15 protein-coding genes are annotated in these 16251 nt (G+C 50.2%); 14 read left to right on the top strand and 1 reads right to left on the bottom strand.

Annotated elements, in window-relative coordinates; genetic code table 11:
* The first annotated feature begins 91 nt into the window (after window positions 1–91).
* From hprK to B5F87_RS06260, 6 genes are all read left to right on the top strand, one after another.
* Window positions 92–1039: an HPr(Ser) kinase/phosphatase gene (gene hprK, locus B5F87_RS06285; protein WP_087278409.1), complete on the top strand. Its 948-nt coding sequence runs from the start codon at window positions 92–94 to the stop codon at window positions 1037–1039.
* 15 nt (window positions 1040–1054) lie between these two features.
* A complete protein-coding gene (locus tag B5F87_RS06280) occupies window positions 1055–1999 on the top strand; it encodes an ROK family glucokinase (RefSeq protein WP_087278406.1) in 945 nt (314 codons plus the stop codon).
* Window positions 2000–2188: 189 nt separating this feature from the next.
* Window positions 2189–3118, top strand: a complete 930-nt coding sequence (gene murB / locus B5F87_RS06275) for a UDP-N-acetylmuramate dehydrogenase (RefSeq protein ID WP_087278403.1) — start codon at window positions 2189–2191, stop codon at window positions 3116–3118.
* Window positions 3115–3972, top strand: coding sequence for an RNase adapter RapZ (gene rapZ, locus B5F87_RS06270; RefSeq protein WP_087278399.1), 858 nt, complete (start codon window positions 3115–3117; stop codon window positions 3970–3972). Before murB ends, rapZ begins: the two co-directional genes overlap by 4 nt.
* A gap of 36 nt (window positions 3973–4008) precedes the next feature.
* Window positions 4009–4965, top strand: a complete 957-nt coding sequence (gene whiA, locus B5F87_RS06265; RefSeq protein WP_087278396.1) for a DNA-binding protein WhiA — start codon at window positions 4009–4011, stop codon at window positions 4963–4965.
* A gap of 135 nt (window positions 4966–5100) precedes the next feature.
* On the top strand, window positions 5101–5367 hold the full coding sequence (locus B5F87_RS06260) for an HPr family phosphocarrier protein (RefSeq protein ID WP_087278394.1): 267 nt from the start codon (window positions 5101–5103) through the stop codon (window positions 5365–5367).
* Between the two features lie 171 nt (window positions 5368–5538).
* Here B5F87_RS06260 and B5F87_RS06255 read toward each other — a convergent pair whose 3' ends face one another.
* Window positions 5539–6396, bottom strand: coding sequence for a zinc ribbon domain-containing protein (locus tag B5F87_RS06255; protein WP_087278391.1), 858 nt, complete (start codon window positions 6394–6396; stop codon window positions 5539–5541).
* A 347-nt stretch (window positions 6397–6743) separates the two neighbouring features.
* Here B5F87_RS06255 and pfkB point away from each other — a divergent pair, with 347 nt between their 5' ends.
* The 8 genes from pfkB to B5F87_RS06215 all read left to right on the top strand — a co-directional run bounded on the left by pfkB (window position 6744) and on the right by B5F87_RS06215 (window position 16250).
* The gene (gene pfkB / locus B5F87_RS06250) at window positions 6744–7646 is read left to right on the top strand and encodes a 1-phosphofructokinase (protein WP_087278389.1); all 903 of its coding nucleotides are present in this window, start codon (window positions 6744–6746) and stop codon (window positions 7644–7646) included.
* 66 nt (window positions 7647–7712) lie between these two features.
* Window positions 7713–9659 carry a fructose-specific PTS transporter subunit EIIC gene (locus tag B5F87_RS06245; protein ID WP_087278385.1) on the top strand — a complete coding sequence of 649 codons (1947 nt, stop codon included), beginning with the start codon at window positions 7713–7715 and terminating at the stop codon, window positions 9657–9659.
* A 253-nt stretch (window positions 9660–9912) separates the two neighbouring features.
* Window positions 9913–10896 (top strand): sugar ABC transporter substrate-binding protein, encoded by a 984-nt coding sequence (locus B5F87_RS06240; RefSeq protein ID WP_087278383.1) that lies wholly within the window; start codon window positions 9913–9915, stop codon window positions 10894–10896.
* 67 nt (window positions 10897–10963) lie between these two features.
* Complete coding sequence (locus B5F87_RS21380; RefSeq protein ID WP_143405214.1) at window positions 10964–12295, top strand: sensor histidine kinase; 1332 nt, start codon at window positions 10964–10966, stop codon at window positions 12293–12295.
* A complete protein-coding gene (locus B5F87_RS06230; protein ID WP_087278377.1) occupies window positions 12288–12956 on the top strand; it encodes a response regulator transcription factor in 669 nt (222 codons plus the stop codon). Before B5F87_RS21380 ends, B5F87_RS06230 begins: the two co-directional genes overlap by 8 nt.
* A gap of 24 nt (window positions 12957–12980) precedes the next feature.
* Window positions 12981–14345, top strand: a complete 1365-nt coding sequence (locus tag B5F87_RS06225) for an extracellular solute-binding protein (protein WP_087278374.1) — start codon at window positions 12981–12983, stop codon at window positions 14343–14345.
* A gap of 117 nt (window positions 14346–14462) precedes the next feature.
* Window positions 14463–15290, top strand: coding sequence for a Cof-type HAD-IIB family hydrolase (locus tag B5F87_RS06220; protein WP_087278371.1), 828 nt, complete (start codon window positions 14463–14465; stop codon window positions 15288–15290).
* A 108-nt stretch (window positions 15291–15398) separates the two neighbouring features.
* Window positions 15399–16250 (top strand): metallophosphoesterase, encoded by an 852-nt coding sequence (locus B5F87_RS06215; protein WP_087278368.1) that lies wholly within the window; start codon window positions 15399–15401, stop codon window positions 16248–16250.
* The last annotated feature ends 1 nt before the right edge of the window (window position 16251 follow it).

The raw sequence follows: 16251 nt of genomic DNA, 5'->3' as shown, positions 1-16251 counted from the left end.
CTTTCACGCTCGTATGAAAAAGCAGGACTGACGGAATTATAATCGCGGGGAAAGGATAAATAAAGAAGAATAATCTATAAAGGAGTATGGCATGTACAAAGTAACACTGACACAGATTATTGAAAAAATGGAACTGAAGAATCTTCTGCCGGACATTGACACGGACAGCATCAACGTTAATCAGTCTGGCGTCAACCGGATCGCGCTGCAGCTGGCAGGTTTTTTTGAGCATTTTGATTCAGAACGTATCCAGGTGATCGGAAAGGTGGAATACGCCTATCTGGAGCAGTTTGACGAAAAACATATGAAACCGATTTACGAGAAGATTTTTGAGAGCAAGATTCCGTGTATCGTATTTTGTCGGGGGCTGGAGCCGAGCGATACTATGCTGGATGTGGCAGAGAGAGCCGGCGTGCCGATTCTGATCACTTCCATGACCACTTCGGATTTTATCGCCAGCGCCGTTCGGTGGCTCAGCGAGCAGCTGGCGCCGCGTATTTCCATTCACGGCGTGCTGGTGGATGTCTACGGCGAAGGTGTGCTGATCATGGGCGAAAGTGGTATCGGAAAGAGCGAGGCAGCTCTGGAGCTTATCCGCAGAGGCCATCGTCTGGTGTCGGACGATGTGGTGGAGATTCGCAAGGTCAGCAATGATACGCTTATCGGAACCTCCCCGGATATCACCAGACATTTTATTGAGCTGCGGGGAATCGGCATTGTGGATGTCAAGAGCCTGTTCGGAGTGGAGAGCGTGATGCTCAATTCATCCATCGATATGGTCATCCGCCTGGAAGACTGGAACCGGGAGGGCAATTATGACCGTCTTGGGCTGGAAGAAGATTACATCGAGTTCCTGGGCAATAAGGTTGTGTGTTATTCTATCCCGATTCGTCCGGGACGGAACCTGGCGGTTATCGTGGAATCTGCAGCCATCAATTTCCGTGCCAAGAAGATGGGTTACAACGCTGCGCAGGAGCTTTACAACCGCGTTACCGGCAGCCTGAAGAAAGCGCAGGATGATGACGGCGCACAGGAATAAGGGAGGAGAGTTAATATGAAAAAATATGCATTTGGTGCAGACATTGGAGGAACCACAGTAAAATTAGGTCTGTTTACCACAGAAGGAGAACTTCTGGAAAAATGGGAGATCACCACAAGGACCGGCGAGGAGTTTGATATTCTGCAGGATGTGGCAGATTCCTGCCGGGGAATGATGGAACAGAAAAAACTCGGCAAGGAGGAATTTGCAGGCATCGGCATCGGTGTGCCCGGCCCGGTGAGAGATGACGGCTCTGTGGACGTCTGCGTCAATCTGGGATGGGGTAAAAAGCAGGTCAGAGACGAGATGGAAGCGGCCCTCGGCATGCCGGTAGCGGTAGGTAATGACGCCAATGTGGCGGCGCTCGGAGAAATGTGGCAGGGCGGCGGAAAGGGCTATGAAAATGTAGCCATGGTGACGCTGGGAACCGGAGTAGGCGGAGGAATCATCGTTGGCGGAAAAATGATTTCCGGCGCTCACGGCTACGGCGGAGAGATCGGACATATGTGCATCAATACCCATGAGACAGAGTACTGCAACTGTGGGAAGAGGGGATGTCTGGAACAGTATGCCTCCGCCACGGGTATTGTCCGTATGGCGAAAAAAGCGCTGGAAGCATCGGAGGAAGACAGTGTGCTGCGCAAGGCGGATTCCCTCACGGCTAAAGATGTGCTGGATGCTGCAAAGTTCGGCGACGCTTTCGCTGTAAAGCTGACGGAAGATTTCTGCCGGAGACTGGCGAGAGGATTGTCCTTCGTATCCTGCGTGACGGACCCGGATATTTTTGTCATCGGCGGCGGTGTGTCCAAAGCGGGAAGCATCATCACAGAGACTGTAAAAAAATATTTTGACGGCTATGTTTTCGGAAGTCAGAAAGATACAAAATTTGGTCTGGCAACCCTCGGAAATGATGCAGGAATTTACGGCTGTGCAAAATTAATCATCGGAACCGAAAAGTAATTTGGCGATTTATATAAAGGCAGGCATAAAGTCTGCTTTTATTTTGTGTTTTTTCAACATTGTACTTCCCATGGAATTAGAGTATGATATAGTATATAACTACATATGGTATGGAAAATATCATTTTCCTCAACCGAATCGGCTTCCATCAGGGAAGACTGCCAAATGTATTTATAAATAGGAGATACTATGATACAACAGGAATTCTGTCACAAAATTAAAGAAAAGCTCACAGCAGGAACCCTTTTGGAACAGGAACCAATGAGTAGACATACCAGTTTTCGGATTGGGGGCCCGGCGGATATTTTTGTACAGCCGGCCACAGTCGAGGAACTCTGGGATGTACTCTGCCTTGCCCGGGAAGAGAAGGTTCCGTTTTTTATTGTGGGCAATGGAAGTAATTTACTCGTATCAGACGAGGGCTTCCGTGGGATGATTCTTCATACGGGAGGTCTTCGCGATATTTCCGCAGAGGGCGATGTGATTTACGCCCAGGCAGGAGCGCTGCTCAGCAGTGTTGCCAGGTCAGCGCTGGAGCATGGACTGACCGGAATGGAATTTGCCGCAGGGATACCGGGAACTCTTGGCGGCGCGGTATGTATGAATGCCGGCGCATACGGCGGGGAGATGAAGGATATTCTCGTGGATGCGGAAGTTTTGACCCGGGAAGGAGAACGTTTGGTGCTCCCGGTGGAGGAATTGGATTTATCCTACAGGCACAGTGTTATTTTTGAGAAGGATTACGTTGTGTTGGCAGCGCATATCCGTCTTTCAAGGGGGGATAAAACGCAGATCAGAGACAAAATGAATGAATTGGCAGGGGCACGAAAGGCCAAACAGCCTTTGGATTACCCGAGCGCAGGAAGCACATTTAAGCGTCCGGAAGGATACTTCGCCGGCAAGCTGATCCAGGACGCCGGTTTGAAGGGATATACCGTTGGCGGGGCTCAGGTTTCTGAGAAGCACAGCGGTTTCGTCATCAACCGGGGCAACGCCACGGCGGAGGAGGTCCTCTTTCTTATCAGACAGGTACGCAAAAAAGTAAAACAGCAGTTTGGTGTAGAGATGGAGCCTGAGGTCCGTATGCTTGGATTTACAGATACAGAGGTGAAAAAGTGAGATTTGTAATTGTTTCCGGAATGTCCGGTGCAGGAAAAAGTACAGCTCTTCACATGCTGGAAGATATGGGGTTCTTCTGTGTGGATAATCTTCCGGTGGCGCTTCTCCCTAATTTCGGGCAGATTGCTTTTGACCGGAAGGTTGCGGTCAACCAGGTTGCCGTTACAGTGGATATCCGCAGCGGTGACGGGCTGAAAGACTTGTCTGAGCAGCTGGAAGTTCTCAGGGAACTTGGCATCCGTTATGAGATCCTCTTCCTGGACGCCGACGATGCCACCCTTGTCATGCGGTACAAGGAGACGAGAAGAACGCATCCGCTGGCAGGAGAGGGACGTGTTGAAAGCGGCCTTCAAAAAGAGAGAGCTCTCATATCTTTCATAAAAGAGCAGGCAGATTATATCATTGATACTTCTTCTCTGCTTACCCGGGAGCTGAAACAGGAGCTGGAGAAGATCTATGTCAGGGAAGAGAATTATGGAAACTTTATTGTGACCCTTTTGTCCTTTGGCTTCAAATACGGGATTCCCGCAGATACGGATCTGGTATTTGATGTCCGTTTCCTTCCGAACCCTTACTACGATCCTGATCTGAGAGCGCTGACAGGCAACGACAGAGAGGTTCAGGCATATGTCCTCGGATGCAAGGAAGCCCATATTTTTCTTGATAAGCTGGAAGATATGCTCAAGTTCCTCATTCCGCTTTATCTGGATGAGGGAAAGTATCATCTGGTTGTGGGTATCGGATGTACCGGAGGTAAGCACCGTTCCGTCACCATGACCAACGCTATTTATGAGCGGCTTCGGAAGCTGCCGTACAGCATCCGCATGGAACATCGTGATATAACGAGCGGATGATACGGCAGAAATACTGACAGAGAGGAAGTTGGGGCAATGTCATTTTCTTCAGATGTGAAGGAGGAACTGGTTCATCTGTCGGGACACGAACTGCATTGTGTTGTGGCGGAGCTGGCAGCGATTATCTGTTTCAGCGCCAAAGTGAGCTGCTCGGAGAGCAGCGGATACCATATCATCCTCGAGACGGAGAATATTGCCGTGGCGAAGCGTTTTTACCTGCTTCTGAAGAAGGCATTTTGTTTTCAGCCCAGAGTGGTTGTGTCGCAGCATGAGAGCGGAAAGAAAAGTCATTTTTTTACGATCTCGGCAGAAGGTGCGGCAAATGTTCTTCAGGTGCTGAAGACTGCCGGACTCATGAATAACCGGGGGCAGGTGGATGAAGACGAGTATCTGACGGATAATCCGGTTCTGCAAAGAACATGCTGCCGGAGAGCGTTCCTGCGGGGAGCATTTCTTGCGGCAGGCTCTGTGACTGATCCGGAGAGAAATTATCATTTCGAGATTACCTGTGTGGACGGGAGGGAAGCGGAACAGCTCAGAGATTTTATGCAGTTTTTTGGCTTGGACGCCAAGATCGTGCTCCGAAAGAAATATTATGTAGTATATTTAAAAGAGGGCTCGATGATTTCAGATGCTCTGAATATCATGGAAGCGCATGTCGCTATGATGAAGTTTGAAAATATACGTATCGTAAAAGATGTGCGCAATTCTGTAAATCGGAGAGTCAACTGCGAGGCGGCTAATATCAACAAAACGGTTTCCGCCGCGCGCAGGCAGATAGAGGAAATCGAATATATCAGGAAGACTGTCGGACTGGATAAATTACCGGAGAACCTGCGGGATGTTGCTTACGCCAGGCTGGAGGAGCCGGATGCGGCATTAAAAGAGCTGGGGGAGATGCTTCATCCGCCTGTGGGCAAATCCGGTGTGAATCATAGATTGAGAAAGCTGAGCCAGATGGCGCAGCAGCTAAAAGAGAGTGGCCATATTTAGTGTCATTCCATGACAGAGGTACTGACATAAACGGCTTTCAGCGGCAGTTTTAAGAGAGACAGCATGGGGAGAGACATTTCGCTGCATATGCTGAAGCCACGCAGACAGCATATTTTATAAAGTAGGAGGTAAATAATGATTACGAAAAGGATGGAAATAAAAATTCCAACAGGTCTGGACCCTAGTACCATTGCTTTATTTATACAGACGGCAAGTCAGTATGACAGCCGGGTATATGTGGAGGTGGAGAACAAAAAGGTCAATGCCAAAAGCATTATGGGAATGATGACGCTGGGCTTGGCGGCCGGCGAGGAAATCACTGTGTCAGCGGCCGGTGATGACGAGCAGCAGGCGATTGAACATATAGAGAGATATCTTAATAATGAGATAAAAGCTCAATAAATGTGCTGTGTGTTTGGAGATATCTCCATTGCAAAAAAGTATATAATGAAAAAGACGGCAGAGTCATTTTGTTTTGTGACTCTGCCGTCTTTTTGTTTCAGGCGTCTTTCGGCGAAGCTTTCATCGGACAGCCGACGTCCTGAGCAGCCGATGCCTTTCGCCGGCGCTGTCTTACTCCGCCAGCGCGGACAGCCCGTAATAGCTGTAGAAGAGATCCTCATCCAGAGAAAGAAAGGTCCATTGCCCGTCGGCAATTCCGAAAACGATGGTTCCGTCGGTTTCCGTTGTCGGAGCGGACTCCCGAAAATCGTCATAGAGAGAAGCGAGAATATCGCTGTTCGATTCCTCTTCATCGGTGCCGTCATGTCCGTGACCGGAAAAAATCGAGGAGAATATATCCTGCAGACTATCCCAGAAAGAAGAACTTGAGATATTATCTTCAATCTCCTGGGAAATGGCCTCCGGAAGTGTGGAAAAATCGGTATTTTCTGTGTGTACAAAGACAGTGCAGCGATTGTAGCTGGTCTGCACATCGGTAATCTCGTAAGCGGCGGACTGAAGTACCTCGTTACAGAGTTCGTCGGTATCAATGGTAATGCCGGCGCGCTCCAGTATCCCGTCAACTCCGTATTCTTCCAGAGAATCGTTGACATAGTTCCTGACATAATCCCGGATGTTCGGATTCTCCTGCAGTGCTTCCGGCAGATAGGACGGATTCACAGAAGAAAAATCCATGCTTTTTGCCAGGGAAAAGATCTGATGTACCGCGTCTTCGCATCGTCTTGTTATCGCATGTATATAGAAAAAGTAACCGCCGATGCAGCCGCCGGTAAGAAGCAGGAGAATCAGAAGAATAATCAGGAATCTGCGTTTCCTTTTTTTGGCGCTCCCTTGTCTGCCGGCGTGTTTGCTGCCGGATGGTTCGTTGTCATTGACCGGCGTGTAATGAGCGTTGCTCAGAGGCTGCCCGCAGGACGGACAAATAGTATCCTCCGCATTGTAAGACGTACCGCAATATGGACATTTCATAAATAAAACCTCCTTATGGGTGTTGCTGTGAACCGGCGGAAAAAGCCGGTATGGGGTATGGAAAGTATAGAGAAAAAAGGCGCTGATGTCAAGAAGCGTCTTTTTTTGTAATTTTACCAGATAAAAAAAGAGATGATAAAACGAGAGGAGCCGGGTAAAATAAAATGGTGGAGACATGAGATATGACATTTGTCATAAGAAAGATATGACATTTTTCGGCTGGAAGTCGTGACGTTTGTGATGTGCATTATTATGGGTGATTTGCTATGATATTTTTCGAAAGGAACGGACATTTTTGTGAGTGAAACAAAAAGGTTCTGGGCAAAGTAAAAAGGAGGGCTGCAGGTATGATTTACACAGTTACATTTAATCCGGCGCTTGACTATGTTGTGTTTCTGGACGGACTGAAGCTGGGAGACATCAACAGAACCACAAGAGAGTCCATTTATTACGGAGGAAAGGGAATCAACGTTTCCACTATTTTAAATACTCTTGGCATGGAGACAACGGCCCTTGGATTTGTAGCCGGATTTACGGGCAAGGCCATTGAGGACGGTCTGACTGCTCAGGGGATGCACACGGATTTTATTCATCTGCCGGAAGGAAATTCAAGAATCAATGTAAAGGTCAAACACGGAGACGAGACAGAGATTAACGGTCAGGGGCCGGTCATAACGCAGGAAGCCATAGATGCTCTTTTTGAGAAACTGAATGCTTTGAGAGAAGAGGATGTGCTGGTTCTGGCGGGCAGTATTCCAAATACACTGCCGGAAGACATTTATGAGAGGATTCTGGCGGCGCTTTCCGGAAAAGGAATCCGGATCGCAGTGGATGCCACCAAGGATCTGCTGCTGAACGTACTGAAGTATCATCCGTTTTTGATCAAGCCGAATAATCATGAACTGGGAGAAATGTTTCATACCGTCTGTGAGACCAGAGAAGATATCGAACATTATGCCAGAGAGCTTCAGAAAATGGGAGCGCGGAACGTGCTGATATCCATGGCCGGCGACGGAGCCATCCTTATCACCGAGGACGGCGGAAGTATCCGGATGGGAACGCCAAAGGGAAAAGTGGTGAATTCTGTCGGAGCGGGAGATTCCATGGTAGCGGGATTTCTTGCCGGATATCTGAAAAACGGAAACTACGAGGAAGCGCTGAAAACAGGAACGGCAGCAGGCAGCGCCACAGCATTTTCCGAAGGATTAGCGTCCCGGGAGATGTTTGAGAAAATGCTGGCGCAGCTTTAGAAATACCGGCGCGCACACAGAACTATAATAGCAAACACAAAATCATGATAATGAAGGAGAATAGTTATGAGGATCGTTGACTTACTGAAAAAAGAAGCGGTTGTATTAAACGCAGATGTCTCCACAAAAGAACAGATGCTTGATCTGCTCATTTCCCTCCACGGCAAGGTGGGAAATGTCGCTGACGAGGCAGAGTTTAAAAAGGGGATTTTGAAAAGGGAATCCGAGGGACCGACCGCCATTGCAGACGGAATTTGTATTCCGCACTCCAAAAACAGTGCGGTAAAACAGCCGGGTATCGCGGCCATCACTGTGCCGCAGGGCGTGGACTGTGAGGCTCTCGACGGACAGCCGTCCAACCTGTTTTTCATGATCGCGGCTCCGGCAGAGGGGTCTGACGTACATTTGGAGGCGCTATCCAGACTGTCCACCATTCTGATGGACGCGGCGTTCAGAGAAAGACTTCTCACAGCAGAAAATGTGGACGCATTTTTGAAGGCTATCGATGAGAAAGAGGCAGAAAAATATCCGGAGGAGGCCGAAGGTTCAGAAAAAGCGCCGGAAGCAGCACAGCCGGCTTCCGGTTACCGGGTTCTGGCGGTAACTGCCTGCCCGACCGGTATCGCCCACACGTACATGGCTGCGGAAGCTCTGGAAGAAAAAGGAAAAGAACTGGGAATTCCGGTGAAGGCGGAGACCAACGGTTCTTCCGGAGCAAAAAATGTACTGACAAAAGAAGAGATTGCCGCCTGCGACGGTATCATCATCGCGGCGGATAAAAATGTAGAGATGGCACGTTTTGACGGAAAGCCTGTCATCAAGGTAAAAGTTTCCGACGGTATCCACAGGTCGCAGGAACTGATTGAAAAGGTAGTAAACGGAGAAGCTCCGGTTTACCATCATCAGGGCGGCGCAGGAGCGGAAGACGCAGAAGGAGACGGCGAAGGTCTCGGACATCAGATTTACAAACATCTGATGAACGGCGTGTCTCATATGCTCCCGTTTGTCATCGGCGGAGGTATTCTTATCGCTATCGCCTTTCTGCTGGACGATTACAGTATTGACCCGTCAAACTTTGGAAAGAATACAATGATCGCGGCGTTCTTTAAGACCGCCGGCGACGCGGCCTTTGGATTTATGCTGCCGATTCTTGCAGGATACATCGCCATGAGTATCGCGGATCGGCCGGGACTGCTTGCCGGTTTCGTGGGCGGCTACATCGCCAACCAGGGAATCACATTTGCTTCGGCCTTTGATTCCAGTGTGGAAGTGATATCCGGCGGATTCCTCGGCGCACTGTTTGCCGGTTTCGTGGCAGGATACCTGGTGCTTCTTCTCAAGAAAGCCACAGAAAAGCTTCCGGCGTCCATGGACGGTATCCGTCCGATGCTCATTTATCCGGTGCTGGGATTGTTTGGAATCTCGGTGATCATGTTTGCGGTTAATCCGTTCTTCTCCTGGCTCAATCAGCTTCTGTACAATGGGCTGGGATCTCTGGGCGGAGCGAACTCCATTGTGCTGGGTCTGGTTGTTGCAGGTATGATGTCCATCGACATGGGCGGCCCGTTCAACAAAGCAGCTTACGTATTTGGTAATGCGGCGCTGGCGGCACAGACAGACAGCGGATACATGATCATGGCGGCCGTTATGGTCGGCGGTATGGTTCCTCCGATTGCCATTGCCATTGCCTCCTGGGCATTTAAAAATAAATTCACGGACAACGACCGCAAGGCAGCTCCGGTCAACGCTATCATGGGTCTCTGTTTCATCTCTGAGGCAGCCATCCCTTACGCAGCCGGCGACCCGCTTCATGTGATTCCTTCCTGCGTCATCGGCTCTGCGGCAGCCGGCGCGCTGTCCATGGCATTTGGATGTACGCTCATGGCGCCGCACGGCGGAATCTTCGTATTCCCGGTAGTAGGAAACGCGCTGATGTATATCGTGGCGCTGCTGGTCGGCTCCGTGGTCGGCGCGGTCATGCTGGGACTTTTAAGAAAACCGGCGGCGAAATAAAAGCCGTATTAAACAGGAAACCTGCTAACCATATCTTCTCCATAATTAACCGATAAAACTTTAATACGCCCGGGCTGTGAATCAGACAGAATCCGGACCGAAAGGGGCAGCACAGTTCGTATCAGGATTGTGCGGCCCTTTTTTCGTTAAAAAAGCGGTGGTTCAGCCATTAGGGAATTGACCGCCCGGGCGTTGGATTTTATAATGAAAAAAATCGGATGTTGCAAATGATGGAAAAGATAAGGGGAAAAAGATGCTGAGGATGAACAGGAGATACCGGAGGTTGTTCTGGATGCTGCTGATCGCCGTCAATCTCACGGCGGCAGGAACTGCTTTTTACCTGTATACGTCAGGGAAAGATTATTCAGTCAGCCAGAAAGAACGTGCACATTTTATTGGATTGAGCTACATGACTATGAATAACGAGTTTTATAAGATCATCAGTGAGGAGATCAACGCGAGAATTGAAGCCGAGGGAGATCGTATGGTCATGCGGGACCCGGCTCTGGACGTGGAGCGGCAGATCACGCAGATCGAAGAGATGCTCGATATGGGGATTGATGTTCTGGTGGTCACTCCGGTGGACTCGGAGAAAATCGGAGATGTGCTGAAAAAGGCCAGAGAGAAAGGCGTTTCCATCGTGGTGCTGGATACGGGAGTATCGGACCAGGAGGTAGCCGACTGTACCATAACATCAGATAATTACGGAGCGGGAGCCGCTGTGGGAGAGTATTTCCTGCAGCAGCATGAGACGGCCCGTGTTGTTATCATGACCCATCAGGTGGCTCAGTCCGGCAGAGACCGGGTACAGGGCTTTCTGGACGTGGTGTCTGGTCAGGAGGGCATCGAAGTGGTAAAAACCATTGAGTGTGAAGGACAGACAGAGATCGCCATGCCCGGTATGCAGGAAGCCATCGCGGAGGGGACAGACTTTGATACGGTATTCTGTCTTAATGATCTGGCGGCTGTAGGCGTGGTGGCGGCTTTGGAAGAGAACGATATGCTTGACCAGGTGGACGTGTACGGCGTGGACGGTTCCCCGGATGCGAAAGCAATGATCCATGAAGGAATGATGAGCGCCACGGCAGCCCAGTTCCCGTCTGAGATCGGAAGCCGGGCGGCAGACGCCATTTACCGGCTGCTGAGTGGAGAAAGCGTCGAGAAGATGACGCTGACGCCGGTACAGCTTATCACGCCGGACAACGTGGAGGAATTTGGAATGGATCGCTGGCAGTGACGGCCGCCGCGCCGGCAGAGGTGAAAAAGCGTTGCCGCCGGCCATCCCTGATAAGGAGGAGAGTACAATGACACAACGGCAAATGTCCGACTATGTTCTTATTATCATGAAAAATTTAAATTTGCTGGCAGTTTTATTTCTGGCGGGCGTCATGGCTGCAAGCATTCACGGGCATATACAGGCAGGAACCTCCATGGATTTTATGATGACGGCCCGCGGATTCACCTGGGCGGGCTGGAAGATCATCGTGATGGCGGCGGGACTGTACGCAGCCTGTCTGCTGGTCATGAGTATGCAGAGTGACAGCGCCGCAGGGCTGATCATAAAAATCTCGGTGGAGATTATCCTGGGATTCCTGGTGAGCTATGTGCTTGGCTTCGGTTACATGGGTGTGATTCTTTTGATACTGGCGGACACCATGAAATACTTTCCGAAATCTAAGCTCAAATTTCCCGTGGCTGTGGTCATAAGCTTCATTTATCTGTTCATCAATTATGAGTTTATGTCTGTGTACTTTGACGTGATTCCGCTGTCTGTGTATCTGGATTATTTCCAGAGTGACGCCCGCGCGCTTATGGCGGGGCTGCAGAATGCGCTCACATCTCTCAATACATTTGTTTTCCTCGTATACATGATTTTCCTCCTATGGGCGCAGCTTGATGAGAAGGAAAGGATCCTCAGTCTGAACCGGCAGTTGAATGAAGCTAACAGCGAGCTGCAGAAAGCCAATCTGCAGCTGGAAAAATATGCGGAGGAAAAAGAACAGATGGTGGCGACCAGGGAGAGGAACCGTCTGGCCAGAGAGATTCACGATACGCTCGGGCATGCTCTTACCGGTATTATCACAGGCACTGAGGCAAGTATTGCTTTGATGGATGTGGCGCCGGACATGGCGAAGGAGCAGCTCAAAGTGATCGCCGAGGTGGCGAGACAGGGCATCACCGATGTGCGCCGTTCTGTGAAGGCGCTTCGGCCGGACGCTCTGGAGAAATATGATCTGGAAAAGGCCATTTACAATATCGTGGAGGATATGCGAAATGTGTCGAACATCGATATTGATTACCAGTGTCACACATCGCTCAATGGATTTAACAACGACGAGGAAGAGATTATTTACAGGATCGTGCAGGAGAGCATCACAAACGCCATCCGTCATGGCCACGCTACAGCCATAAGCATTGATATCAGCCGCAGATACGGCACGCTCATCGTCCGCATCGCGGACAACGGCGTAGGCTGCGCGGATGTGAAGAAAGGATTTGGCCTTCATCACATGGAGGAACGGCTGAATCTTCTTCAGGGATCTCTTCATTACAGCGGAGATCGGGGATTTACTATAGAAGCCCGCATTCCGATCCGGTGGGGCGAGAGCGGGGAGGAAGGAGAAAGAAATGATTAAAGTATTGATCGCAGACGACCAGGAGCTTATGAGGAAGAGTCTCCAGATTATTCTGGGAATGGAGGCTGATATCGAGGTTATTGCCGCCGTGGAAAATGGAACGGAAGTGATCCGGGCGGTGCGCAGAGAGAAGCCGGATGTGATTCTCATGGATATCCGAATGCCGGAGATGGACGGCGTGGTCTGCACCCAGATCATCAAGGAAAATTACCCGGATATCCGGATTATCATACTGACAACCTTTGATGATGATGAATACGTATTCAATGCGCTCAAATACGGCGCCAGCGGTTATCTGCTTAAGGGGATCTCCACCCAGGAGCTGGCGGAAGCCATACGGAAGGTGTATCATGGCACAGCCATGATCAACGAAGATATCGCTTCCAAGGTGCTGAAGCTTTTCTCCAGAATGGCTCAGACCAATCTGGCCATTCAGGTGGATGAGCGTCAGACGGCGGGTCTCAAACCCACGGAGTGGAACATCATCGCCCTGGTAGGCAGAGGGATGTCCAATAAGGAAATCGCCGGGAAGCTGGGCCTTTCCGACGGAAGTGTGCGAAACAGTCTGAGCGCCATTTTGAGCAAGCTTGATCTGCGGGACCGCACCCAGCTTGCCATCTGGGCGGTACAGACGGGGGCGGTCAACCGGGAAGAAAGATAAACGAACCGGGAGAAAGGGAAACGTATGAAGGATAACGGACGAAATAAAAATGTAAACGGCAGAAGAAATCTGATTCCGGGGATTTTCTGCGTCCTGCTCTGTTTGGTCGTGTGGGTTTTGTGGGGCGGTTTTGACCGTTTCCTGGGCGTCGGGAGCAGAGATACGCTGACTATCGGCGTCTTCTCGGACAGCTACTGGAATGTGCAGAACGGCTACGCCTACCGTATCGTGGACGACGCCATCAAAGTTTTTGAGGAAGAACATCCCGGGGTGACCGTGGAGTACACCAGCGGAATCCTGAAAGAGGATTATTCGGAATGGCTGGCGGAAGAGCTTATGGCGGAAACAGCGCCGGACGTTTTTTTCGTTCTGGGAGATGATTTCAGCAGTTTTGTGGACGCCGGGGCGCTTAAAAATCTGACGCCGCTCATGGAAGCGGATGAGGACTTCCGCAAAGATGCGTTTTATTCCTCCGCTCTGGCCTGTGGTACCTATGATGGAAAGCAGTATGCCCTTCCTTTTGAATGTGCGCCGAAGCTGATGTTTGTCAACCGGACGATTCTTGATAACGAAGGAATTGCCATGCCGGACAACGACTGGAGCTGGGAGGATTTCTATAATATCTGTCAGGCGGTGACAAAGGATACCGATGGCGATGGACTTACGGATCAGTTTGGAGAGATCGGATATACCTGGAAAGAAGCATTTGAATCAAATGGAGTGCAGCTTTTTGACCAGGAAGGAACCGAGTGCCGGCTGACTGCTTCCGGCGTGGAGGAGTCCATCAATTTCATAGAGAAACTCGATGTGCTGTCAGACGGGTATAACGTCTCGGAGAGAGACTTTGATCTGGGAAATGTGGCTTTTCAGCCTATGTCTTTTTCTGAATTCCGTGCATACCAGCCATATCCTTTGAGCGTGAAAAAATATTCTGGTTTTCAGTGGGGCTGTATTCCCATGCCTGCCGGCAGCCAGGGAGACAACATTTCCACTCTGGACAGCCTGCTCATCGGCATGAACAGGAAGACAGCAAACGAAGAGAACGCCTGGGATTTTATTAAGACCATGACCAGCGATCCGGCCATTCAGGCGGAGATTTTTGACTATTCGGAAGGTGTGTCCGTGCTGCGTTCCGTGACCGAATCGGAGCAGACTCTGCAGAGCCTTATTGAGGATTCCGGCAGTGAGGAAAGCCTGAACTTATCTATCTTAAGTCAGGTGGTGGAAAAGTCTCTCGTTTCCCTGCGATTTCCGGGATATCCGGAAGCTGAGGAACGGGTCAGTCAGGCGGTCAGCGAAATTATCGGAGGCGACGGTAATATCAGTATGGAGCTGATTGTGTGGAACCGGGAGATTAACCGGTTTCTGGGGGAAGAAAAGGGACAGTAGATCAGGGCGGCCCTGAAAGGTAAGTACCTCCGTATTCCGGCTCTTGACAAAAAGAATGAAACATAGTACAAATCGAAGACGGGAAAAACAATAAGCAGGATAAAGGAAACTATCATCATGAAATATAAAGTTATTTGTCTGGACATTGACGGAACTCTTCTGGATAACAGAAAAGTACTCCATCCGAAAGTACGCGAATCCATTGGACGGGCGGTGGACAGCGGAGCACGTATTGTGCTGAATTCTGCCCGAATGCCTGCCGGAGTGGAGCCAATCGAGCAGGAACTGGGCGTGCCATGCATTAAGATATGCAACGGTGGCGCATTCATCCTGGACGGCGGCAAATGTATCAGCGAGAAGCATTTCAGCGCCGGAACCATGGAAGAAATCTATGAACAGTGCATGAAGCCCCGGCGGCTTCATCTGTGGATTTACTGGAATTATGACTGGTATGTCACGGGGATGGATGTCCGGGCGGAGAGGGAGATTAAAGTCATCGGCTGCCGCCCGCAGACAGTGGACATAGAGAAATTGGCGGCATGCTGGAAACAGGAAAATACCGGCCCCAGCAAGCTTCTCATATCTGCGGAGCCGGCTGTCATCACGGAGATTCAGGAAGAGATGGAGACAAAACTCCGGCAGGGTGCATGGGAAGATATCTCCTTGGCAAAATCCGCGCCGTTTTTTCTGGAGATCTTCCCGAGAGGCATTGACAAAGGAACTGTCCTGGAAACAGTCTGCAAGTCTCTGGGAATTCCTCCGGCAGAGGCAGCCGCCTTCGGCGACCAGGAGATGGATATCCCGATGATTCGGACGGCAGGTCTTGGCGTCGCCATGGAAAACGCCGTGGATGAGTTAAAGGCAGTCGCCGATTACATTACTCTTTCCAATGAAGAGGACGGGGTGGCGGCGGCTCTTGACAAAATGATGGCGGGCGAGCTGTAGGAGATACGTTTGCAGGAGAGGAAGAGACGCAGAGGCGCAATACATTTGCAGAGCCGCAGGCGTGATACATTTGCAGACAGAAATACAGAGTAAGGAGACGCAGTTTTGATGAAATTTATAAAAGGTTTTTTTATATTTGTAATCATTCTCATTCTGGCGGCGGCCGGGTGCATTTTTTATGCATTCAGAATAGAGCCGTTTCGGCTGGCGGTGAAGGAGTATGCCTTTGGTGAGGATAAGGAAGAAGCTTCGGAATTAAAGGTCGTACAGTTTTCTGATCTGCACATCAAGGAGGATTTCACGGAGAAAAATCTGAAAAAGGTTGTGGATAAAATCAATGCACAGACCCCGGATGTGGTGATATTTACCGGGGATCTGTATGATAATTATGCAGTGTATCATGACGATGCGGCTGTTATCCAGCGATTGTCGGACATAAAAGCGGGCAGAGCCAAGCTTGCCGTCTGGGGCAACCGCGATTACGGCGGCGGAGCGGCCAGACAGTATGAAAACATCATGGAACAGGCGGGATTTACTCTGCTAAGGAATGAGAACTGGTATGTGACCGCTGACAACGGCAGAAAGGTGTTGTTCACCGGTCTGGACGATTCTATTTTCGGTGAGCCGTCCATGCCGGAAGACACGAAGATATACGAGTCTGACTTTGAGGTTCTGCTGATGCATGAGCCAGACACGGTAAAGGATTATGCGGATGATGGATATGAGGCCGCACTGGGCGGACACAGTCACGGCGGCCAGATCAATGTGCCGTTTCTGCCTTTTGTCAATAAAATGGCGGTATCCGCCACTAATCTGGCGTCCGAGTACAGCGGCGGCATGTATGAGCTGAGCGAGGACGGCAGTTCAAAGTTGTATGTCAACACCGGCATCGGAACGACGCACATTTCTGCCCGCTTCGGCGTGACGCCGGAAATCACGGTGTTTCATATATATTTATAAA

Source organism: Eubacterium sp. An3 (assembly GCF_002159465.1).
Lineage (GTDB): Bacteria > Bacillota > Clostridia > Lachnospirales > Lachnospiraceae > Anaerobutyricum > Anaerobutyricum stercoris.
This window is presented reverse-complemented; position numbering and strand designations above follow the sequence as displayed.

What these genes read in the sequence shown, in the direction of transcription:
- hprK (WP_087278409.1), top strand. Translation starts at nt 92, where the DNA reads ATGTACAAAGTAACACTGACACAGATTATTGAAAAAATGGAACTGAAG.
- B5F87_RS06280 (WP_087278406.1), top strand. Translation starts at nt 1,055, where the DNA reads ATGAAAAAATATGCATTTGGTGCAGACATTGGAGGAACCACAGTAAAA.
- murB (WP_087278403.1), top strand. Translation starts at nt 2,189, where the DNA reads ATGATACAACAGGAATTCTGTCACAAAATTAAAGAAAAGCTCACAGCA.
- whiA (WP_087278396.1), top strand. Translation starts at nt 4,009, where the DNA reads ATGTCATTTTCTTCAGATGTGAAGGAGGAACTGGTTCATCTGTCGGGA.
- B5F87_RS06260 (WP_087278394.1), top strand. Translation starts at nt 5,101, where the DNA reads ATGATTACGAAAAGGATGGAAATAAAAATTCCAACAGGTCTGGACCCT.
- B5F87_RS06255 (WP_087278391.1), bottom strand. Translation starts at nt 6,396, where the DNA reads ATGAAATGTCCATATTGCGGTACGTCTTACAATGCGGAGGATACTATT.
- pfkB (WP_087278389.1), top strand. Translation starts at nt 6,744, where the DNA reads ATGATTTACACAGTTACATTTAATCCGGCGCTTGACTATGTTGTGTTT.
- B5F87_RS06245 (WP_087278385.1), top strand. Translation starts at nt 7,713, where the DNA reads ATGAGGATCGTTGACTTACTGAAAAAAGAAGCGGTTGTATTAAACGCA.
- B5F87_RS06240 (WP_087278383.1), top strand. Translation starts at nt 9,913, where the DNA reads ATGCTGAGGATGAACAGGAGATACCGGAGGTTGTTCTGGATGCTGCTG.
- B5F87_RS21380 (WP_143405214.1), top strand. Translation starts at nt 10,964, where the DNA reads ATGACACAACGGCAAATGTCCGACTATGTTCTTATTATCATGAAAAAT.
- B5F87_RS06230 (WP_087278377.1), top strand. Translation starts at nt 12,288, where the DNA reads ATGATTAAAGTATTGATCGCAGACGACCAGGAGCTTATGAGGAAGAGT.
- B5F87_RS06225 (WP_087278374.1), top strand. Translation starts at nt 12,981, where the DNA reads ATGAAGGATAACGGACGAAATAAAAATGTAAACGGCAGAAGAAATCTG.
- B5F87_RS06220 (WP_087278371.1), top strand. Translation starts at nt 14,463, where the DNA reads ATGAAATATAAAGTTATTTGTCTGGACATTGACGGAACTCTTCTGGAT.
- B5F87_RS06215 (WP_087278368.1), top strand. Translation starts at nt 15,399, where the DNA reads ATGAAATTTATAAAAGGTTTTTTTATATTTGTAATCATTCTCATTCTG.